A 21,041-nucleotide genomic window follows, 5' to 3' on the forward strand; every position below is an offset into this window, starting at 1 on the left:
GTTTGAGATGGATGCACGGGAAGAGGGCATACAACAAGGTAAATCGCTCGGTCTTGCTGAAGGTTCCCGTCAAGCAAAGCTCGAAACGGCACGGCTGATGAAACAGGCAAATTGCGAAATTCCATTCATAGCGAAGATGACCGGCCTTACCAAAGAAGAAGTGAAATCGATTAGCTGAAAGGTATCGAAAGCACTTTGCAAAACACCCGATAATACGCTTTCGGTGATGTCCCGGCCGATTTGCGAAAACAAGCCGGCGTCTTATCGTTTGCTCATAGCGGCGGATTTTTCACAGGCGGCTTTTACGGCATCGAATACCGCCGATCGGAAGCCGCCTTTTTCCAAAGCGGCGACCCCTTCGATCGTCGTACCGCAGGGAGAGCATACGGCATCTTTCAGAGCAGCGGGATTTTTTCCGCCGGCAAGAACCGCAGCGGCCGCTCCCTTTACCGTCTGCGCCGCATAGACGTAGGCCGCATCTCTCGGCATACCGCAGCGTACGGCGGCATCGGCAAGCGCTTCGATAAACACGAACGCGTATGCCGGCCCCGAACCGCTCACCGCCGTTACGCAGTCCATAAGTTTTTCATCGACGCGCTCGACTTTCCCCGAAGCTTCGAGGAGAGTGCATATAGCCGCAACGCGCTCTTCGCTTACATCGCTTGAAGCTGCAAGGGCGGTCATCCCTTCTCCTACGGAAACGGGCATATTCGGCATAATGCGCACAACGGGTTTTCCCGAAGCTTTAGAGAGCGCTTCGAGCGGAATACCTGCGGCCATGGAAACGACCGTCGCATCGTCTTTGAGAGAGTTCGAAATCTCTTCAAGCACGGAAAGAACGTAAGCGGGCTTTACCGCGATAAAAACGTAATCGCTTTTTCGGGCGGCTTCCGTATTCGTCGGAACCGCGACGCACTTAGTTTCCGCCGCGATCGCTTCGGCGTGTTCGAAACGTTTTGCGCTCACTTTCACCGACTGCGGATCGATTCTTTTGCACAGTGCGCGGATAACCGCTCCTCCCATCGCGCCGCAGCCGATAACGCTTACCGTGATTTTTTTCATATCGAAAGCATCCGCCATATCCGCCTCGTTTTAAAAAAATTAATAATCAATGACCGGCCGTAAGCACCGCCGTTTTCGCAAACGCGTATTCAATGCCGGTTCCCAAAGACGACAACGCGCGTTTCAAGACCGCCTGATATCCTGCAGCAGTTTTTCTTCATCGGCAAAAAAGAGCGTGCCGCATTCCTTTCCCGCCGCGAGATTTTCAATCGCATTTTCCGTACCCTTTGCAAGAAGGAGCGGGATACCGTACGATGTCGAAAGTTCGGCCGCTTCGAGTTTCGTTTCGATGCCCCCGGTACCGAACGAATTCGTCGCACCGATCGTAATCGATTTTCGAAGAGACGCGATATCGGTTACCGTCGTAACGAGTTTTGCGTCTTTGTTCGTCTTGGGATTGTCGGTGTAAACACCGTCGATGTCGCTGAATAAAATCAAAAGATCCGCGCTCCACAAAACCGCCGTCAGCGCGCTCAGATTGTCGTTGTCGCCGATCCTGATTTCATCGAAAGACACCGAATCGTTTTCGTTGATGATCGGAACGACACCTTCGTCGACGAGCGTAAAAAGCGTATTCCGTATATTGAGCGTGCGATGATCGTTCGTAAAATCGTCCTTTGTCAAAAGCAGCTGACCGATATGCAGACCGTATTTGTTGAACGCGCTCCGCCATCTGTCCATGAGTTCGACCTGCCCGATCGCGCACAACGCCTGCCGATAGTGAACGTCACGCTTTCTGGCCCACTCTTTGATCGTCGCAAGCCCGCTGATCTGCGCGCCGGACGACACGACGACGATCTGTTTGCCGCCGTCGATGAGCGCCTTTGTTTGACGTGCGAAGTTTTCCATAAAGTCATCGTTCGGCAAACCCGTCGTATCCGCAAGCGTGTTACTGCCGATTTTGATAACGATTTTCCGCGACCGATTAATAATTTCTGCGATCGCTTTTCCGTTTACCGCTTCCGTTTCACTCATCGAATTTGTCCTTCCCCGTCGATGACGTATTTCGTCGTCGTCAGCGCTTTGATGCCCATAGGCCCGCGCGCATGGAGTTTTTGCGTACTTATGCCGAGTTCCGCTCCGAAGCCGAACTCTCCGCCGTCGGTAAAGCGCGTCGACGCATTGACGTAGACACAGGCGGCATCGACTTGCGCTTGAAATTTACGGGCGTGAGAGAGGTCGTTCGTCACGATGCATTCGGAATGTTTTGTGTTGTGTGCGTTGATGAATTCGATCGCTTCGTCGACCGAGTCGACGGCGCGGACGGCGCATACGTAATCGAGAAACTCAAATCCGAAGTCTTCGTCCTTCGCACGCACGACGCAGTCCGCCCCGTAGAGCCCGCCCTTTGCAGCTTCGTCTTTTTCTGCGGCAGCTTTCAAAATCGGATAGCACACATCGTCCGCGCGGAGCTGCGCACGGCCGGCCAATTTTTTTTCAAGCAGCGGCAAAAAATCATCCGCGATTTTTTTATTGACCAAAATACATTCGATCGCATTGCACGCGCCGGGACGTTGGAGTTTCGCGTTTTCGGCAATCGACGCCGCCGTCTCCGCGTCCGCCGTTTCATCGACATAGAGATGGCACACGCCGCTTCCCGTTTCGATGACCGGCACGCGCGCGTTTTGCACGACATTTTGTATGAGCGCTTTGCCGCCGCGCGGAATCACGACATCGATTTTTCCGACGGCGTGCAAAATCTCCGTAACGTCTTCGCGGCTTTCGCTTTCCGAAAGTTCGACCGCTTCGGGAACGCCCGCTTTTTGCAATCCGTCTTTGATCGCGCGAACGAGCGCTTTATTCGATTCGAGCGCAGAAGACGATCCGCGCAGCAAAATCGCATTGCCGCTTTTGTATGCGAGGCAAAATGCGTCCACGGTAACGTTCGGCCGCGATTCGTAGATGATCGCCGCGACGCCGAGTGGAACGCGCACTTGCCGTATCCGCATACCGTTCGGTGTCGTCCAGCCGGCGACGACTTCGCCCACGGGATCTTCCTGCGCGATGACGATGTGCATACCTGCGATGATATCGTCTATTTTTTTATCGTCGAGCGAAAGCCTTTCGACAAGAGCGCGCGGCATACCCGCCTTTTCGGCACGGCTCACGTCGAGCGCGTTAGCCGCAAGGAGCGCGGAGCGGCTTGAATCGATGCAGGCGACAACGGCAAAAAGTGCGCGGTTTTTTTGTGCCGCGCTTTGCAGGGCAAGTTTTTCGGCTCCTCGCCGGAGGGAAGCGCATACGCTGTTCAAATCCATCATCTGCCTCAAAAAAGAAAAAGCCGGGAACACGCTGAACCCGGCCGCATTTTAATAATTTGCAAGGAAGTACATTCCGAGCAAAATCGCATCGCGGCACTTCGTTTCGGGCCAATCGGCATTGCGCGGCAAGCTGCCGACATACCACCAGTACGTGCCGAATTCGGGATCGATGCGCAGCGCGTATTCGTTGAAATCGTCCGTGTGAACCTGCTCTCCGAACATGAGATACACCGCGTTATAGAGGATATCGAGGAACGGTACATAAGAGTCTTTCCACGTCTGCGCGGAATCGGAACGAAACTGTTCGAGCTGGTAAAGGATGCGTTCTTTTAATTCGATGTCCGTTTTTTCAACCCACGTTTTTTGAATCAGCAATGCAAGATTATTTTTAAAACTCATCGTCAACTTACCGTCGTCGACCGGATTTCGTTGCGAAAACGATTGATTATCGAAGCCGAACGCTTGCATGATGATATCCGTTGCGTCGGAAAAATCTTTTTCGTCATTCGATTTTATAAATACGGAAAGGGCATCGATGGTTTTTTTATCTACAAACTCTTCTATCGTCCAGACCATAAAATAATCATATACTATTGACGTCCTTTATTCAATAACTTGGATAATGCCGGACGGCGTTAAGAGGTGACAAGGCTTGCGCGTATCGCTTCTACGGCTTCGACGACTTTCGGATCGAATTGTTTGCCCGACAGCCGTTTAATGGTGTCAACGGTTTCGTCGACGGAAAGCGCTTCTTTGTACGGGCGTTTGCTCAGCAGCGCGTCAAGCACATCCGCCGCCGCCATAATGCGCGCGGCAAGCGGAATATCCGTTCCCGAAATATGCTGCGGATAGCCTTCGCCGTTCCACCATTCATGATGCCCGAGCGTCATCGATCGAGCGGTTTCCGTGTACTCATCGGTTTCTATACCCGAAAGATATTTTTCGATTAGACTCGCGCCGTACAGCGGATGTTTTCGTATCATTTCGAATTCCTGTCTCGTCAACGGACCCGGTTTTGAAAGAATCTCTTCGGGAATACTTATCTTTCCCAGATCGTGCAGCGGCGCGGCCTTTGTCATCGTATCGATGACGTCGTCGGTCAGTTCATCGGTATAATGACCGAGTTCGCGAAGCTTTAGACTGATGGTCCGCACATATTCGCTCGTACGCTTAACGTGTTCACCCGTCGTGTAGTCCTTCGATTCGACGAGATTCGCAAAACCTGCGATGAGCTTCGTCTGCATGGCGCGGATACGCATATCTTGTTCATATTGTTTCTGCAGGCTGGCGTGCGCCGACGATACGACATTATACGAGAGGATAACGCAGAATATATATTCGAGCGTTGAACCGCTGCCGTATGTTATAAACCAGCGTATGCCGTAAAGCGCTCCTGCAGGATAGGGCTGCACCGAACGGCTCCTGATATACAGGGACGCAAGCATCATGATATAACACGCGATAATAACCCTATAGGTAAAACGTTTTTTATAATACATACAGCTCAATATCGGTACGAGCACATATAAAATAAAAACCGATATCCCCGGCATAATCGAAAGGAAAATAACGAGCAGTTCAAGCGCGCCGAGCGTAATGTATTTCGTGTAACGCGCGTACGGAACGCGCCGTACAAACCAAAACAAAAAAACGCTTGAAACGGCAAAGAAAAACGTATAAACGCCCAAGAGCAAATAATCCGCTTTCGGAAAGATATTGAAATACCGCGCGGCGAGCATAACCGGCCCCGCGAACGTAAACAGGCTATATAATTTTACGACTATTTGATTTACTCGATATTCATTCTCATCGAAAAAACCGATACTTGAGTTTGGCTGCATTGTACTACTCTCACTGTATAACTTTTTAAAAATAAAATTATATATATTATAGCATATTCGCTAAAAATGTAAATAGTATAAAAATAAAATAAATTCGATATTTATAAAGATATTTTTGCAATCATAGATATTACGTCAGATTACGCCGTTCCCGAACCCATCGAAAATTTTTAAGAATAATTCCGACGAAGCTCGACATTTAGGCTAATTATTTCAGGTTGTGTGCGTTTTTTTAGTCCGTAAACAGCGGCATCAACATATAGCGGTCGGCGGAATCGGGAAGGAGTACGATGATCGTTTTATTTTTCAATTCTTCGCGCCTTGCGAGTTCGTATGCCGCCCACAATGCAGCTCCGGAAGATATACCGACCAGTATGCCTTCCGTTTTTCCGAACTCTTTTGCGCTCGAAAATGCATCTTCGTTTTTAACGGCGATAACTTCGTTGTAAATTTTTTTATCAAGTGTATCGGGAATAAAGTTTGCGCCAATGCCCCGGATTTTGTGCGGGCCGGCATAGCCTTCCGAAAGAAGCGGGGATGAAGCGGGCTCGACCGCAACGATTTTTACGTTTTTATTTTTCGTACGCAAAAATTTTCCGATACCGGAAAGCGTTCCACCCGTTCCGATGCCTGCGACAAAGGCATCGACGTACCCTCCCGAATCTTCCCATATTTCGGGACCGGTTGTTTTAAAATGCGTTTCGGGATTTACGGGATTGGTAAATTGGTTCGGTATAAAACTGTGCGGCGTGTTCTTTGCGATTTCATTCGCTTTGTCGACGGCACCTTTCATTCCCTGTGCGCCGTCAGTAAGTACGATTTCCGCGCCGTATGCTTTCAATAAATTACGCCGCTCGACGGACATCGTTTCGGGCATGGTTAAAACGATGCGCAGCCCGCAGCTCGCGCACACCGATGCGAGAGCGATTCCCGTATTGCCGCTCGTCGGTTCGATGATAACGGAATCTTTTTTGATTTTGCCCGTTTTTATTCCGTCGTCTATCATCGCTTTTGCGATGCGGTCTTTGACGCTTCCGGCGGGATTAAAGTATTCGAGCTTTGCGAGTATGCGTGCATGAAGTGCAAGGCGCTTTTCCGTATTTTTGATTTCGACGAGCGGCGTATGTCCGATGAGATCGGTTACTTTTGTTGCGATTTTTTCTGCCACAACGATTACTCCCGTATTTTAAATACTGTAGTCGAGCGTTTCGGGAAGCACGGTGAGTTGGTCGAGTGTTATGCCGTCGAGATACGCATTGATCACCTTTCCGAGTCCCTTCCACAGTTTTATCGTCGCGCAAATCGACTGCCTGCCGCATCCCGTAGCATTGGCTTCGAGGCAGCTCACCGGCGCCAAATTGCCTTCGGTGATGCGCAGTATTTCGCCGACGGTATATTGATTTGTGGGGCGCGCGAGTTTATAGCCGCCCTGCGGCCCGCGCACGCTTTGCAAAAGTCCGTATTTGCTCAAAAGAGAAGTGATCTGTTCGAGATATTTTATCGAAATAGCCTGCCGCTTGGAAATATCTTTCAGCGGAATAAATTCATCCTGCTTGTGCTGCGCCAAATCGATCATAAAGCGGAGCGCATATCTGCCGCGCGTCGATATTTTCATGTTTTCCTACCGATAAACTAGTATATCCGATGACTGCGACTTTGTAAAGAAAAAAGGTATCGATAGCGATAACGGGGGTGAGTTCAAAAACATACAAACTGAGTTCCGTGATCGTGCAATTCTATTGTTGTCCATTTTCACAAAATCCGCTAAAATGATCCATCATGACTGCACATACGACGATCGATGAAGATACGCTCGAAAAGCTGCTGTATCTTTCCCGGCTTTCGCCCGAAAGTACCAATTTAACAATATTAAAAAAGCAGGTCGATGAAATCATCAGCTATTTCGAACTCTTGTCGAAATACGACGACAGCGAAAATCCTTACGACGCGTATCCTTCGACGGAGGCGGATAAACTGCGTAAAGACGAAGTCGTAGCGGGCTTGGCTATGAGCGACGTAAAAAAGATTTCGAAAGATTTTATGGACGGCTATTTTCAAGTGCCGAAAGTATTGGGCGAGGGCGCGTGATGAATTGTACGATACGTGATATGCGCGCGGCGCTGAAAGAAGGCTCGGTGACGAGCGCGGACATTGTTAAAAAATCGGCGGCGGCTTTCGAAGCGGATAAAAAATCGGCCGCTCCTCTCAACGCATTTCTTGAAATATATGAAGATGCGCCTACAAAAGCCGAAGCGGCGGACGCGGAAATCGCGAGTGCGCGCAGTTCCGGCACGCTCGACGCGCTCTTTTCGGAAAAGCCGCTTTTGGGTTTGCCGTTTGCGAACAAAGACAATATTTCGGCGAAAGGCAAGCGCTTAACCTGTGCGAGCAAAATCCTCGAAGGTTATGTCGCTCCCTACGATGCGACGGTGATCGCGCGCCTCGAAAAAGCGGGTGCCGTTCCGCTCGGCCGCTGCAATCAAGACGAATTTGCGATGGGTTCTTCGACCGAGTATTCGATCTACGGGGCGACGAGAAATCCCGTAAACCGCGATTATGTTTCAGGCGGTTCGTCGGGCGGTTCAACCGCCGCCGTCGCCGCGAATCAGGCGGTTTTCGGACTCGGTACCGAAACGGGCGGCTCGGTGCGCTTGCCGGCGAGTTATTGCGGCGTGTACGGTCTAAAGCCGACGTACGGCGTTTTGAGCAGGTGGGGTGTCGTCGCATACGGCAGTTCTCTCGATCAAGTCGGCATCCTCGCGCACACGCCGTCGGATATCGCCGAAGCGCTTTATGCGATGTGCGGTGCCGATATGTACGACGATACGAGCGCGGATTTGCCTGAAAAAGAAAAATTATTAAATCTCAAACCCTGCAGAGATGCGCCGTTTTCGTCTTTGAAAATCGCGCTCATCCGTCAATTCCTCGAAAACAAGGGGCTCGATGCGGACGTCGGAAAAGTCTTCGACGAAACGCGCAAATGGTTTGAAAGCAGGGGTGCGAAAATCGAAGTCGTCGATATGCCGGTCATGGATGCCTCCGTCGCAAGTTATTACGTACTCGCGCTTGCCGAAGCCGCGTCGAATTTGAGCCGCTTTGACGGTATCCGTTACGGCCGCCGCGTCGATACGGGAGAAGGCTACGATGAGCTGTACGTGCATACGAGAAGCGAAGGCTTCGGGGCGGAAGTAAAGCGCAGGATCGTCATCGGCAATTACGTTTTATCCGAGCAGTTTTCGGGTGACACGTACAAAAAAGGCATGACGGTGCGCGCGCGCATTCAGCGCGAAATGGCCGCACTCTTTAAAACGTACGATGCGGTGCTTTGTCCCGTCTGTCCGACACCGGCGTTTAAGCTCGGTCAAAAAACGGACAATCCGCTCGAAATGTATTTGAGCGATCTCTTCGTCAACTTCGTAAACCTCGCGCGCATCACGTCTCTTTCGGTGCCGGCCGGTATCACAAAAGAGGGACTGCCGGTCGGCATTCAATTCGTCGGGCCGATGTTCGGTGAAGCGAAGATACTTGAGCTGGCCGAAGCGTGGGAAGCCGATCATCCCGGCTGCGGCGTACCGCTCGGTACTAAGTGAAATTATTAATTATATCGGCAGATCGCCCGAGTGCGGTTTTTTAGGAATGATGTATGGCAATCGATAAATACGAAATCGTAATAGGCTGCGAAATACATACGCAGCTTTTAACAAAGACAAAAGCGTTTTGTGCGTGCGAAAACCGCTACGGCGGCATGCCCGATACGCGCGTGTGCCCCGTGTGTCTCGGACTTCCCGGTGCGATGCCGCGCGTAAGCGAAGGCTACGTCGAACTCGGCGCCGTTGCGGGGCAGGCGCTCAACTGCCGCATCGCGCGCTTTACGAAATTCGACCGCAAGCATTATTTTTATCCCGATTTGGCAAAGGGCTACCAGATTACGCAGTACGATATTCCGCTGTGCGCCGACGGGTACGTCGATTTGCCTTTTATCCATTATCCGGAAAACGAACGCCCCGGCGGAGCGAAGTGCCGTACGGTGAATTTCAAAGGCGAAAACTGCATCGTCGACAACCGATACCGCCGCGTGCGGATCGAGCGCATTCACCTCGAAGAAGACGTCGGAAAATCGCTGCACCTCGAAGGCGCCCATTCGTATATCGACTATAACCGCTGCGGTACTCCGCTCATCGAAATCGTAACGAAGCCCGATATCACCGGTCCCGAAGAAGCGGCTCTCTTTATGCAGACCGTGCAGGAGATCCTCCGCTACGTCAAAGTGACAAAGGGAAATCTCGAAGAAGGCAATATGCGCTGCGACGCGAATATCAATTTGAACGTGTGGGAAAACGGCACGCTGTATCATACGCCCATTTCCGAAATCAAAAACCTGAATTCGTTCCGCGCGATAAAAGACGCTTGTACCTATGAAGCAAAACGCCAGCTCAAAGAATTCGAAACCGATCGACAGCCCTTTAATGCGGGTTTTAAAGTGACGATGGGCTGGGACGAAGCGAAAGGCGAAACGGTCGTTCAGCGTACGAAGAATTCATTCGTCGATTACCGTTTTGTCGTCGAGCCGGACATCAAACCCTTCAGCGTCAGCGAAGCGCTTATCGCGCGGGCAAAAGAAGCGGTCGGCGAGCTGCCCGAAACGAAGCGCGGGCGTTTTATGAAAGAATACTCTCTTTCTTCGTTCGATGCGGAAACGCTGACTGCGACGCGCGAGCTTGCGCTGTGGTTCGAAGAAGCCGCAAAAAAATCGAAAAGCCCGAAGCGCGCCGCGAATCTCATCCTCACCGAACTGCTCGCAGTCTTAAACGAAAAGCAGGAAACGATAGATTCCGTTTCGATTACGCCGCTGCACATCGCAGAACTTGCGGACGCCCTCGAATCCGATACTATCACGAGCAAGCAGGGAAAGGCCGTTTTCGAAAAGATGCTTGCAACGAAAAAGCTGCCGTCTGAAATTATTAAAGAAGAAGGCATGGAGCAGGTAAACGATACCGGCGCGATCGAAAAGATCGTCGAAAGCGTGCTTGCCGCAAATCCGCAGGCCGTCGCCGATTTTAAAAACGGCAAGACGAATGCGCTCGGCTGGCTTATGGGGCAAGTGATGAAAGAGTCGCACGGAAAAGCGAATCCGAAACAGGCGACGGAATTGCTCAAACAAAGACTTTCTTAAAAGGCGGGATCGACGTGCAGCGTCAGCGGGTCGGGCGCTGTGCCATACGTTCTTCATCCCTCTATTCGTTTTGCAATAACGTATCAAGCGTTGTATTCAAAACTTTTGAAAAAGCTAGAAGCTCTATATCTGTAACGAACCTTTTTCCGCATTCTATGCGCTGAACGGCATTTTTGTCGAGGTCGATACCGAAAAGTTGCATTTTATCCGCCAGCGCACGCTGAGAAAGCAGTGGATCGGCGGCTTTTCGCAATCGTGAGATATTTTTCCCTGAAATATTGTTTTGATCGCCGTTTCTGTTTTTATACATATTTTTGACATCTACTGCTTGTCAATATCAAAAATATATCTTATAATCATCTTATATATGACATTCACTGGATGTCATATATAGAGTATATGTACAAGGAGGCTGAAAAATGGCAAGCATCATTTTGGGAGTAATCGGGTTATTTTTTGTTTTGTTGGGATTAATTCCGCTGTTGGGAATTATGAATTGGCTGGGAATTCCCTTACTGGTTATAGGATTAGCGTTCGGGATTGCAGGTATTGTGAAAAATAAAAGACGCGGTGCAAATATTGCCGGAACAATAATTTGCGGTATTTTTATGATTATCGGTACGGTCAGACTTATAGTCGGAGCTTCTATGATGACAAATGCCGCAAAAGCTCTGCCGAATACGGTTGAAAAATTGGATAATACAATTGAAAAATTAAACGATCTTTCAAATTCGCTAAACTGAAATCGTACAGGGGTTTTTATGAAAAAGAATGTTATGCGGGTGTGTGTTTTTGCTGTATGTATGAATATTTTTACCGGTTGTATGTCTACCGGGACAAAAAACGAAGAGATTGTTTATACGGAAATAGACGGTAATCAAGCAAAATCGGAAAATAAGAAGCAAACGGAACCTGAACAAAAAACGGAAACACCTCTTGAAAAGTTCAAACGTTTATATAAGGCTGATTATGAGAAACTTGTTGTAGGAAATGATAACAAAGTAACAATTGAAAGCATTGAAGCCGTTTTACAACCGCAAGATATCAACAGCATTAATGAAATCAAAAATGCAAAACTAAATGAATTTGGGAAACCGTATTATTTTAAAATGCGTGCAATTTATAAGGGCTATGATGCAAATACAGAAGAAGTACGCTTACAGGATTTAAAACAAAAGAAAACCTCCGTGACCGATACGGCAATGAAAGTCGCTTTCGGGATTGATAGTGCTATTTATTCTGTCAATATTACTTCTTCTAGTGTATCGACTCTTCCAAATGAAGCGAATGCAATCGCTACATTTTATTTTATCGTCACAAACCTTTCAGATATTGATGATATTAAGGAAAATGAAATATTTATTAGATTTGTCCGCGATATTGAAAAGCCTCGTTTGAATTCCGCAAATTTCATTGTTGCAAACGGAATGCATTATATAACGGTTGAGGATGCTCATTCTCCTACGCAAGAAGAAGTTATGTCTGCATATTTTTTCGGCGGAACAATGGGAAATTCTTCTTCCGATGTCTTTGATCCTGTCGTATATTCGCTGGTGGATTTAATGGATGCCCGTGCGGCAATGAATAAAAAAGACTATACAAAGGATTACACTCTACCGACAGTCAAAGTTAAATATGTTTCGGAAGTATTATTTTTAGGGCAATCAAACACAACGATTAGCGTATCTACTGCCGATAATGTTTTGACGGAAAGAATGTCTTTTACCGGGCGGGCATCTTCAATAAAAAGAGGAGAAAAGATCCGCGTATATTACACGATTGCAAAAGACCCGCTTGAACAATGGGAAATACAAGCTATAGAACGTTTATAATTGTAAGGAGAAAAGCTCGTATGGACATTAAAGATTTTACCGATGAGGTCAACAGACATATAGGTTTGGCTGTGGTGCATAAATACGGATTATCGGGGGAAGAAGGAAATATCAATAAAGAACCGAAAAGTACGCTTATTTCCTCTCATCAAAAATTTGAATAGCGGTTTGGTGCTGTATAATATTTTTAATCACCATACCCCCGATGAAAACATCGGGGGTATATTGTTCTTATAAGGCGGTTGAACTCGGTTATGTACTGCACCTCATATCTCACTCTTTTTTGTTGACACTGTTTTTGTTTTGTATTAGCATTGATTAGGATGCAAAAACCTCATCATCGGTAAAAAAATCTAAAAACATTTATACGTACTGTGGCGGAGCCGCCCTTTTTTCGCTATACTATCAGCAATGGCATCGATCGATTTTTTGGCATCGGAAATAACAAAGCGCTGCGGCACCGTGCAGCGCGCGCGGGGCTGTTTTTTGTATACGCGGAAAGGCGTGCGTCTCACCGACCTCTATCGGGAAGGAGGGCGGGCGATCCTCGGTTGGAAGGGAGGCGCGGCGCTGAAAGTTTTTAAAAATACGCTCGACCGCGGACTTGTCGGAAGCTTCGATACGGATTATGAAGGACGCATTGCAAGAGCGGTGAGTTCGCTTATCGGGGATGAGCGCGTCGCGTACGTGTATACCGACCGTGCTTCCGCGTTGAAAACGGCGTTGGCGTTTTCGGAGAGCAGTACCGCTTTTTGGAAGCCGTGGAATCCGAATGTTTCCGACTATCGAAAAATCGACTGTGTTATCGTAACGCCGCCGTTTCCGTGGGCGTCCGCGCTGTATTTTGTCGCAGTACGTCCGTCCGTACGTCGAGAGCGTATCGATGCGGGTCTTGTTCCGGCAGCATGCGAGCGCATTCCGGCAGCCCTTGCGGCAGCTGCGGTGAGGGTGATCTACGATTGTATCGCTTCGGTAAATCGCTTCGAAGAAAAAGATTGGTTTATCTACGATACGGTTTTAACAAAATATTGGACGCGCGAAGGGCCCTACCTCTATCCGAAAATCGCGGAAGCGCGCTATGCCGATTTTTTGCTGCACTGCCTTGACTGCGAGGTAGTCGTAAGCTGCGACTATAATGTACCGTCGATCGTTCCGTTCGGCGCGGACAGGGGTGTATTTACGAAGTTGAAAAATACTCCGTTCGAGTAATTGCAAATCGATTGTTGGGGAAAACAATGGCGCAAGGGGACATACTACTGTCGATTATTAAACTGGTGCTGGGCGGCATTTCGGCATTTTGTGCTATCATGCTGTGGTCGAAAACGCGGGATGCCGCATGGATGTCGCTCGCTGCGGGCGTCGTAACGTCGTATGCGAGTTTCGTGTACGATATGATGACAAACCTCGGCGTCATCCTTCCGAACGCCTTGACCGTCGCCGGCATTCCGCTTCCGACGCTTTTGTTCGCCGTCGTGCCGAGCTGCTTTTTTATCGTCGCGTTTATCCTCATGATCAGGCGGAACCGATGACGGCCGATGCCGCGTCTTATTGGCAAAAATTTTTGCAAAAAAGGGGACATAATCCCGTCGGCCGCTGCGCCGGCGAAATGTGTTTTGAAGCGGAGGGATTTTTCGGCGACGAGCTGCTCGCGCTTGTGCTTGCGGGAAAAAAGACTGCATTTTTTTCAAGCTATGCTTCATATATTATAGATAACGAAGATCTCCCCGCACCGGGAGAAAAGTACGTGGTGCTTGACAGAAGCGGTAGTCCGCGGTGTATTATCGAGCTGACTTCCGTGCGGATCGTTCCGTTTTGTGAAGTGACGTGCGAAATGGTGATCGCGGAAGGCGAGGACGAATCGCTTGAAGCGTGGCGTGAAAAAGAGAAGGGATATTTGGAAGACGAGGGAGAGATCGTCGGCTTTGCATTTGCCGAAGATATTAAACTTGTTTTTCATGAATTCCGTATTATCGATTAGATTAAATTATTAATTAATAATTTAAGGAAAGTTACCGAAAACGGAAGTTTTGGAAACTTTCGATTATTATTAAATATTTTAGGGGGTATCGGTATGGCAGAACGGCATTCGATCGGGTATATGCTTACTCAGATCGCGCTCGGTTTGTATTTTTTTGTGACGGGAATTTGGACGCTGCAGGGCGGAAACGGCAACGAAATCGCGGCGGCGGTAAAATCGGTTACCGGCGGAGACACGGCGAGGATCATCTGCCTCGTGTTCGGAATCATCGAAGTGCTTGCGGGTCTTTTTTTGCTGCTCCGCATATTCGTGACGTTCAGTTCTCCGATTGACACGATTCTTATGGTCGTCATCATGATCGCGTGGATTGCGGCAATCGTGCTGCTCGATTTTATCGGCAAGGGCGCGCTGCCGTCGGGGAGCATCGATTCGGTTTTGCGCTGGCTCAGTACGCTTTCGCGGCACTTGCTCGTGCTCGGCGGGATCGTTATCGTAAAAAATTGAAAATAAAAAAGGCTTTGCAAAAACATGCAAAGCCTTTTTTATCCGCTTTCCATTTTGTCGAATCGGCGAATACCGCTGACGACGCGCCTATGTGCGGCACACCGTCGGAAACTTCTGCTTTTACCGCGCGTATTCTACGATGCGCGTTTCGCGTATCATCGTGATTCTGATCCTGCCCGGATAGCGCAGATCCGATTCGATTTGTTTTGCGATATTCTGTGCGAGCGGTTTTACCTCTTCGTCGCCCACTTTCGCGTTGTCGACGAGGATGCGCAGTTCGCGGCCGGCTTGAATCGCGTACGCTTTTTCTACGCCGGAAAAACGTTCCGCCGTCTGTTCGAGGTTTTCAAGACGCTTTACGTAATTGTCGATCGTTTCTCGCCGTGCTCCCGGACGCGCGGCGGATATGGCATCCGCGATCTGCACGTACACCGCTTCCGTACTCGTCGGTTCGATGTCGTTGTGGTGAGCTGCGATTGCGTTGATGACGCGGGGATCCTCGCCCATTTTCCGTGCGATTTCCGCACCGATTTCCGCGTGATTTTGATCGCTTTCCGTTTCGGCTCCTTTGCCGATATCGTGGAGCAGCGCCGCGCGTTTTGCAAGTTCGCGGTTTCCGCCGATTTCCGCAGCGAGGGCGGCCGCGATCATCGCCACTTCTTTCGAGTGCGTGAGTACGTTTTGCCCGTAGCTTGTGCGGAAATAAAGGCGTCCGAGCGCTCGCACGCCTTCGGTGGGCATATTGTGGATGCCTAAATCGAACAGCGCCTTTTCACCTTCTTCGTAAATTTTGTTTTGTACCTCGTGCGTAACTTTTTGCACGATTTCTTCGATGCGCGCCGGATGAATGCGGCCGTCGGATATGAGCCGTTCGAGTGCCACTTTTGCGATCTCTTTGCGCACCGGATCGAAACATGAAATGACAACCGCTTCCGGCGTATCGTCGATGATAATATCGACACCGGTGAGTGTTTCGAGCGTGCGGATATTGCGTCCTTCCCGCCCGATAATACGGCCCTTCATCTCGTCGCTCGGAAGCGATACCGTCGTAACGGTAATATCGCTCGTAACTTCCGGCGCGAGGCGCTGAACGATCGTCACGAGTACGTCGCGTGCCTTTTTTTCCGCCGTAAGCTGAGCTTCCTGCTCGATTTTATTGAGCAGCGCTTGTGCATCGTGACGGGCGTCGTTTTCGAGGTCTTTGATGATGAGTTCTTTTGCCTGCTGCTGCGAAAGCCCCGACACGTGCTCGAGACGCCTTCTGTATTCTTCTTCCTGCGTCATAACCGACGCTTCGCGCTTTTTCAGCGCTTCGATGCGGTCGGCAGCTTCTTTATCGCGTTTTTCGTATTCGGCAGCCCGCTGATCGAGGAGCTCCTCTTTTTTATTTACGCGGGCTTCATAACGTTGTACTTCGGCCCGTCGTTCTCTGTTTTCCCGTTCCTGCTGGTTTCGTTCCCGAATGAGTTCATCTTTTGCATTGAGCAAAATTTCTTTTTTCTGTGCTTCAGCTTCTCTAATTGCATCCTGTTTTACACGTTCAGCCTTTTGTTCTGACGCAGATAGTTGAAATCTGGCATACAGCCATCTAATAATCCATCCAAGAATAATTCCTGCAACCGGGAGAACAATGAATAAAATGATAATATTCATCTTTGTCTCCTTGTGTGCGTGGTATAGAATAATTCAGCATCCATATTAACCTACAATCTTCAAAATGTCAAATCGAAAATCGAAAAAACAAAAAGAAAAAAATACATATTTAAGGGAAATTTCTAAAAACCGAAATTTTTAGAGGTTCCCAAAACAAAAATTTGACAGATAAAAATACTCGTGCTATTATAATAATAATTAAAAATATACATATCGATGAAACTGTCTTGCAGTATGCAAGGATGTGTAGTCATCAAAACAACTAAAGATTTTTATCTTTAAAAAAACGCAAGGAGAATTTTCTATGCAGTACGGCATCATCGCTCTCATCCCCGTTGTATTCGTATTTGTTATCGCAATTACGACGAAAAAGACGCTGGATTCGCTTTTGATAGGTTCGTTAATCGGATTTATCATTTTGGAAAAGCAGAATTTTATCGGCGCATGGCTGGATGCGTTGAACACGGTTTTAAAAACCGACAGCATTCTATGGGTTATTTTAGTAACGCTTTTTTTCGGAATTTTGCTTCAATTGATCGAACAATCGGGAGCGCTCAGCGGTTTCAGTAAAACCATCGGCAGATACGCGAAAACAAAACGAAGCGCAATGCTGCTGTTGTGGATTTCGTCGCTTGCCTTATTCATCGACGACTACCTTCACAATTTGGTCATCGGCGCATCGATGAGAAAAGTCGGGGATGAGCATAAGATAGCTCGTGCAAAGATCGCCTATCTTACGAATTCGACGGCCGGAACGTTTTCGTCGCTTATTCCGATTTCAACGTGGGCGGTATTTTATTCCGGTCTTATCGCAAGCCAAAATCTTTCGGTCGACGGAAATGCGATGGCGGGCTACATAAAGACGATCCCGTTTCAATTCTATCCGATAATCGCAATCACTATTTCGCTGCTCGTCGCGCTGCGGATCATACCCAACATCGGCCCGATGAAAAAACACGAAGCGAATGCGGAAAAAGGAATTTTTTCGGATACGCAACAGTCGGAAACGGAAACCGGTCAAGCATCTTCGCCGGTATGGTTTTTTGTCATACCGGTAGCGGTTTTGATTGCAGTGACGATTATTACCGGTATAGACGTTTTAAAAGGGATCATCGGTGCGCTCATCGCAGCTATCGCTTTATATTCCGTTACAAAAAAAATAAGCATAAAAGATTTTATGGATATCGCGTTGGAAGGCATGAAAAATATGCTGCCGATCGCATGTATTTTGGCAATGTCTTTTGTTCTCGTCGAAGCGAATACGCAGCTCGGATTGGCCGAATACATCATCGATTTGGTTCGTCCTTTTATGTCGGGTAAAATGTTACCGGTTGTCGTGTTTTTGACGGCGGCCGCATTTGCGTATTTTACGGGAATGTTTTGGGATATGGCGGCGGTCATGCTTCCTATCGCTATTCCGCTTGCACTGCAAGTCGGCGCGAATCCGTATTTAGTTGCAGCAGCGGTATTTTCCGCAGCCGCATGGGGCAGTCAAATCTGTATGTACGGCGATGCGGTTATCGTCGATTCGGGCGCATGTGAAATATCGCCTGCGGAAACGAGTTTTGCGTCGCTGCCGTACGGTATTATCGGTATAATTGTTTCGGCAATTTTATATACGGTATTCGGATTGATCGCATAATCTTATTTTTATCCAAAAGTTTTTATAGGAGGAATCAATGGAACGGATAGCAAAAACATTAAGCGCGCTCGACAACACCTTCGGCGTTTCGGGCGAAGAAGAAGCGGTTGCCGCGCAGATAAAAAAAGAACTCGAAGGTTTTTACGACAACTGCAAAGAAGATGCGCTCGGCAATATTATCCTTACGCAAAACGCGCGGGGCGGCAACAAAAAGATTGCACTGGCTGCGCACATGGATGAAATCGGTTTTATCGTGCGCTATATCGACGACAACGGTCAGCTTTTGATCGCACCTGTCGGATACCACGACGACCGTATGCTCATAAATCAGGACGTCGAAATTAAAACCAAAGACGGAATGATCGAAGGCGTCACCGGTTACAAACCCGCGCACATGCTCAAAGGCGATGAAGGAGAAAAAGTGATCCCGTTCGACAGCATTTACGTCGATGTCGGTACGCTTACGAGAGCGGAAACCGAAAAGCTCGGTGTGCGTATCGGCGATTACGGTCACTATCAGAGAACGGGAAAATTTATTAACGGCGGTAAAATCTATACCGGCAAATCCGTCGATAACCGTGTAGGCTGTACGGTCATCTGCGAAGTGATGAGGCGCGCGAAAGAAGCCGGCATAAAAAACGAATTGACGCTCATCGGAACGGTGCAGGAAGAAGTCGGCGCGCGCGGCGCCGGAGTTGCCGGTTTTTCGGTCAAGCCCGATGTCGCGATCGTCGTCGACGTAACGATTGCAGGAGGTGCGTCCGGACTTGAACTGAGCGAATGCTGTATCGAACTCGGAAAAGGCCCGGCCATTAAATATTACGATTGGGACATGGGTTCCACGATGGGGAACAACGTTTCCAAAAAGATGACGCGCGCTTTCGAAGCGGTCGCCGAAAAAAACAATATCCAATTCCAGCGCGAAGTTTTGATCAACGGCGGCACCGACGGATGGACGCTCGCAACGAGCGGAAGCGGCGTGCTCACCGGTATCATATCGGTTCCGCAGCGCTATATGCATACGGCGGTCGGTACGGTATATATCGATGACTTGGAAGGTGCTGTCGATCTTATCGTAAAATACATCCAGAGCATCGACTGAAACTATAATTGAAAAACGGAAAGGCGGAATGCCTTTCCGTTTTTTTATTTGCGCAGAGGCTTATCTCACGTGCCGCGCCGGGGTTGTTGATTCGCGAGGAAAAAAAGTATGCATTATATAATAAAATATTTTTGGTCTTTGAGTATTATATGTGCGGCGGTCAATACGTTTTTTTTGATAAAACGCATGCCGAAAACGGAAGATGCGGAAGCGGCGGCCGAACAAAAAAAAGTTGTCGCCGGATATTTTTTGTTTTTTGCGCTTCCCTGTCTTTTGCTCCAGATATTTCAGCTGGCGGGAAAGTATGAAACGCCTTTATATATTTTTTCCGGAGATTTTTCAAATGTATTTTATCGATTCGGAATTTGTTCGGTGTTTTTGGATTATATCGTGTTGCTGGTTGTCGCAGTAAAATTTAAAAACTTTGAAAAATACAGTTTTCTCTTATTCCGAAAAGAGATGTCAAGAAAGCGGATCATTGTTATGGCAGTCGGCATAAGCGTATTTGCCGTCGTTATCATATTTTTCGGCACTCGACAATTAAAAGATGAAATCGCCGCAATGCAAATCGCCCCCCGATAAACGTACGGCTCGAAGATAAAACCCGGCTGCTTCGCATCGTAAGCATCGTTCGGCAAAAAATTAACAACCGGAAATCGACAGCCGGTACGGTTCGTGCATCGCTTCGGTTTCGGTTTTTTCCCTCGGATTTTCCGTGATGCGGCGTACGTACTCTTCGGCGCCCTGCGTACGTGTTGTCCTAAACCTCCGATTCGCATTATACTGCTTCTATGAATATCCACATCATTGAAATGCCGCTCGATTTCGGAGCTTCCCGGCACGGCAGCGATATGGGGCCGTCCGCGATACGGCTCGCGGGCTTACGCGCAAAACTCGAATCGCTCGGCCACACTTTGGTCAAATACAATTCGCCGATGCGCATACATCCTCAAGAATACGAAGAGGTCGGAAACCCCAAAGCAAAATATTTAAAGCCGATTGCGGCTGCCTGCGGGCAGCTTGCAAAAGAAACGGATGACTCTTTTGCTGCGGAAGAATTTCCGCTTACGCTCGGCGGCGATCACTCGATTGTGCTCGGCACACTTGCCGGAGCCGCCGCGTCCGCAAAACGCAAGGGTCAAAGACTCGGCGTACTTTACGTCGACGCGCACGGAGATTTCAACACGCCCGAGACGACGCTTTCCGGCAACATCCACGGCGAATGCCTTGCCGCTTCGTGCGGGCTCGGTCTGCCGGAATTGACGAATTTATATTTTGACGGACGCAAAGTCGATCCGCGCAATGTGTGCTTTGTCGGCATCCGCGATTTGGATCCGGGTGAAAAAGAGCTGATGCGCAAATCCGGCGTCACGGTTTTTACGATGAGCGACATCGAACGGCAGGGCTTTCCGTCCGTCGTCAAACAAGTCGTACTCTTTTTTAAAACGCACGCGGACGTCGTACACGTGTCTTTCGATATGGACGTGCTCGATCCCATGTTCGCGCCCGGTACCGGCATTCCGCTTCCCGCCGGCATGACGAACCGCGAAGCGCTTTTGCTTATGGAAGAGATGAGCGATACCGGTATCGTAAAATCGGCCGACATCGTGGAAGTGAATCCGATCCTCGATGTGAGAAATCAAACCGCGGTGCTTGCCGTTTCTCTTGCCGCCCGCCTGCTCGGCGAAAAATTGTATTGACGCGTGCAGGGAGCTTCGCGCTCGTTGCAAGTGGCGCATTACTCGGATTTACGGAAATCAATTTTTACCTAAAAAGTCGGATGTCGAATTTTTTGAAAAGCAAATATCATTACAGCTTTTCGATTTCCGCTTCCGAAAGACCGGTCATCCGCTGTATAAAATCGACAGAACAGCTTTCTCGCTGCATCAGCTTTGCCGTTTCCCGTGCTTTTTGATGAGCTCCCGCGGCGATGCCGTCTCTTCTGCCTCTGCGTACCCCCGCAGCAACGCCTCGCTCAAAGCCGATCTTTTCG

The 21,041-nt window shown here is 48.8% G+C and carries 23 protein-coding genes and 1 pseudogene; 14 read left to right on the forward strand and 10 right to left on the reverse strand.

Going from position 1 to position 21,041, the window contains the following annotated elements; genetic code table 11:
- Positions 1–261: 261 nt before the first annotated feature.
- From proC to HMPREF0860_RS02740, 7 genes are all read right to left on the reverse strand, one after another.
- Entirely contained in the window at positions 262–1,080 is an 819-nt protein-coding gene (proC, locus tag HMPREF0860_RS02710) for a pyrroline-5-carboxylate reductase (protein WP_021330446.1), read from the reverse strand.
- Positions 1,081–1,185: 105 nt separating this feature from the next.
- Positions 1,186–2,037, reverse strand: a complete 852-nt coding sequence (gene proB / locus HMPREF0860_RS02715) for a glutamate 5-kinase (RefSeq protein ID WP_021330463.1) — start codon at positions 2,035–2,037, stop codon at positions 1,186–1,188.
- On the reverse strand, positions 2,034–3,320 hold the full coding sequence (locus HMPREF0860_RS02720; protein WP_021330468.1) for a glutamate-5-semialdehyde dehydrogenase: 1,287 nt from the start codon (positions 3,318–3,320) through the stop codon (positions 2,034–2,036). Before HMPREF0860_RS02720 ends, proB begins: the two co-directional genes overlap by 4 nt.
- 51 nt (positions 3,321–3,371) lie before the next feature.
- Positions 3,372–3,899 carry a hypothetical protein gene (locus tag HMPREF0860_RS02725; protein ID WP_021330477.1) on the reverse strand — a complete coding sequence of 176 codons (528 nt, stop codon included), beginning with the start codon at positions 3,897–3,899 and terminating at the stop codon, positions 3,372–3,374.
- 59 nt (positions 3,900–3,958) lie between these two features.
- The gene (locus HMPREF0860_RS13160) at positions 3,959–5,062 is read right to left on the reverse strand and encodes an HD-GYP domain-containing protein (RefSeq protein WP_051169955.1); all 1,104 of its coding nucleotides are present in this window, start codon (positions 5,060–5,062) and stop codon (positions 3,959–3,961) included.
- 334 nt (positions 5,063–5,396) lie between these two features.
- Positions 5,397–6,332 carry a cysteine synthase A gene (gene cysK / locus HMPREF0860_RS02735; RefSeq protein WP_021330453.1) on the reverse strand — a complete coding sequence of 312 codons (936 nt, stop codon included), beginning with the start codon at positions 6,330–6,332 and terminating at the stop codon, positions 5,397–5,399.
- Positions 6,333–6,350: 18 nt separating this feature from the next.
- A complete protein-coding gene (locus HMPREF0860_RS02740) occupies positions 6,351–6,779 on the reverse strand; it encodes an RrF2 family transcriptional regulator (RefSeq protein WP_021330445.1) in 429 nt (142 codons plus the stop codon).
- A 164-nt stretch (positions 6,780–6,943) separates the two neighbouring features.
- Here HMPREF0860_RS02740 and gatC point away from each other — a divergent pair, with 164 nt between their 5' ends.
- From gatC to gatB, 3 genes are read left to right on the forward strand one after another with little or no spacing between them, the layout of a single operon-like run.
- Complete coding sequence (gatC, locus tag HMPREF0860_RS02745) at positions 6,944–7,252, forward strand: Asp-tRNA(Asn)/Glu-tRNA(Gln) amidotransferase subunit GatC (protein ID WP_021330473.1); 309 nt, start codon at positions 6,944–6,946, stop codon at positions 7,250–7,252.
- Positions 7,252–8,754 (forward strand): Asp-tRNA(Asn)/Glu-tRNA(Gln) amidotransferase subunit GatA, encoded by a 1,503-nt coding sequence (gene gatA / locus HMPREF0860_RS02750; RefSeq protein WP_021330457.1) that lies wholly within the window; start codon positions 7,252–7,254, stop codon positions 8,752–8,754. Before gatC ends, gatA begins: the two co-directional genes overlap by 1 nt.
- Positions 8,755–8,807: 53 nt before the next feature.
- Positions 8,808–10,337 (forward strand): Asp-tRNA(Asn)/Glu-tRNA(Gln) amidotransferase subunit GatB, encoded by a 1,530-nt coding sequence (gatB, locus tag HMPREF0860_RS02755; protein WP_021330464.1) that lies wholly within the window; start codon positions 8,808–8,810, stop codon positions 10,335–10,337.
- Positions 10,338–10,398: 61 nt separating this feature from the next.
- Here gatB and HMPREF0860_RS02760 read toward each other — a convergent pair whose 3' ends face one another.
- Positions 10,399–10,647, reverse strand: coding sequence for a helix-turn-helix domain-containing protein (locus tag HMPREF0860_RS02760; RefSeq protein WP_021330471.1), 249 nt, complete (start codon positions 10,645–10,647; stop codon positions 10,399–10,401).
- A 109-nt stretch (positions 10,648–10,756) separates the two neighbouring features.
- Between HMPREF0860_RS02760 and HMPREF0860_RS02765 the strand changes: the two genes are divergently transcribed.
- The 7 genes from HMPREF0860_RS02765 (at position 10,757) to HMPREF0860_RS02790 (ending at position 14,651) form a co-directional block, all read left to right on the forward strand.
- Entirely contained in the window at positions 10,757–11,080 is a 324-nt protein-coding gene (locus HMPREF0860_RS02765) for a hypothetical protein (protein WP_021330488.1), read from the forward strand.
- Between the two features lie 18 nt (positions 11,081–11,098).
- Positions 11,099–12,169: a hypothetical protein gene (locus HMPREF0860_RS02770; protein ID WP_021330431.1), complete on the forward strand. Its 1,071-nt coding sequence runs from the start codon at positions 11,099–11,101 to the stop codon at positions 12,167–12,169.
- A 20-nt stretch (positions 12,170–12,189) separates the two neighbouring features.
- A complete protein-coding gene (locus tag HMPREF0860_RS13745) occupies positions 12,190–12,333 on the forward strand; it encodes a hypothetical protein (RefSeq protein ID WP_021330469.1) in 144 nt (47 codons plus the stop codon).
- A gap of 247 nt (positions 12,334–12,580) precedes the next feature.
- Complete coding sequence (locus tag HMPREF0860_RS02775; RefSeq protein WP_021330452.1) at positions 12,581–13,378, forward strand: hypothetical protein; 798 nt, start codon at positions 12,581–12,583, stop codon at positions 13,376–13,378.
- A gap of 26 nt (positions 13,379–13,404) precedes the next feature.
- On the forward strand, positions 13,405–13,698 hold the full coding sequence (locus HMPREF0860_RS02780; RefSeq protein ID WP_021330482.1) for a hypothetical protein: 294 nt from the start codon (positions 13,405–13,407) through the stop codon (positions 13,696–13,698).
- On the forward strand, positions 13,695–14,147 hold the full coding sequence (locus HMPREF0860_RS02785) for an ASCH domain-containing protein (protein ID WP_021330481.1): 453 nt from the start codon (positions 13,695–13,697) through the stop codon (positions 14,145–14,147). Before HMPREF0860_RS02780 ends, HMPREF0860_RS02785 begins: the two co-directional genes overlap by 4 nt.
- 93 nt (positions 14,148–14,240) lie before the next feature.
- On the forward strand, positions 14,241–14,651 hold the full coding sequence (locus tag HMPREF0860_RS02790; protein ID WP_021330487.1) for a hypothetical protein: 411 nt from the start codon (positions 14,241–14,243) through the stop codon (positions 14,649–14,651).
- Between the two features lie 120 nt (positions 14,652–14,771).
- On the opposite strand, the gene rny is transcribed toward HMPREF0860_RS02790, so the two are convergent.
- On the reverse strand, positions 14,772–16,304 hold the full coding sequence (gene rny / locus HMPREF0860_RS02795; protein WP_021330425.1) for a ribonuclease Y: 1,533 nt from the start codon (positions 16,302–16,304) through the stop codon (positions 14,772–14,774).
- 304 nt (positions 16,305–16,608) lie between these two features.
- Between rny and HMPREF0860_RS02800 the strand changes: the two genes are divergently transcribed.
- From HMPREF0860_RS02800 to rocF, 4 genes are all read left to right on the forward strand, one after another.
- Positions 16,609–17,946, forward strand: coding sequence for a Na+/H+ antiporter NhaC family protein (locus HMPREF0860_RS02800; protein ID WP_021330440.1), 1,338 nt, complete (start codon positions 16,609–16,611; stop codon positions 17,944–17,946).
- 37 nt (positions 17,947–17,983) lie between these two features.
- Positions 17,984–19,048 carry a M42 family metallopeptidase gene (locus tag HMPREF0860_RS02805; protein WP_021495477.1) on the forward strand — a complete coding sequence of 355 codons (1,065 nt, stop codon included), beginning with the start codon at positions 17,984–17,986 and terminating at the stop codon, positions 19,046–19,048.
- A gap of 138 nt (positions 19,049–19,186) precedes the next feature.
- A complete protein-coding gene (locus HMPREF0860_RS02810; RefSeq protein WP_156002096.1) occupies positions 19,187–19,630 on the forward strand; it encodes a hypothetical protein in 444 nt (147 codons plus the stop codon).
- A 209-nt stretch (positions 19,631–19,839) separates the two neighbouring features.
- Entirely contained in the window at positions 19,840–20,748 is a 909-nt protein-coding gene (gene rocF / locus HMPREF0860_RS02815) for an arginase (RefSeq protein WP_021330456.1), read from the forward strand.
- A 109-nt stretch (positions 20,749–20,857) separates the two neighbouring features.
- On the opposite strand, the pseudogene HMPREF0860_RS13890 reads toward rocF, so the two are convergent.
- A pseudogene (locus HMPREF0860_RS13890) lies at positions 20,858–21,041 on the reverse strand (Rpn family recombination-promoting nuclease/putative transposase); the annotation flags it as partial.

The sequence above is a fragment of the Treponema socranskii subsp. socranskii VPI DR56BR1116 = ATCC 35536 genome, from assembly GCF_000468115.1.
Taxonomy (GTDB): domain Bacteria; phylum Spirochaetota; class Spirochaetia; order Treponematales; family Treponemataceae; genus Treponema_D; species Treponema_D socranskii.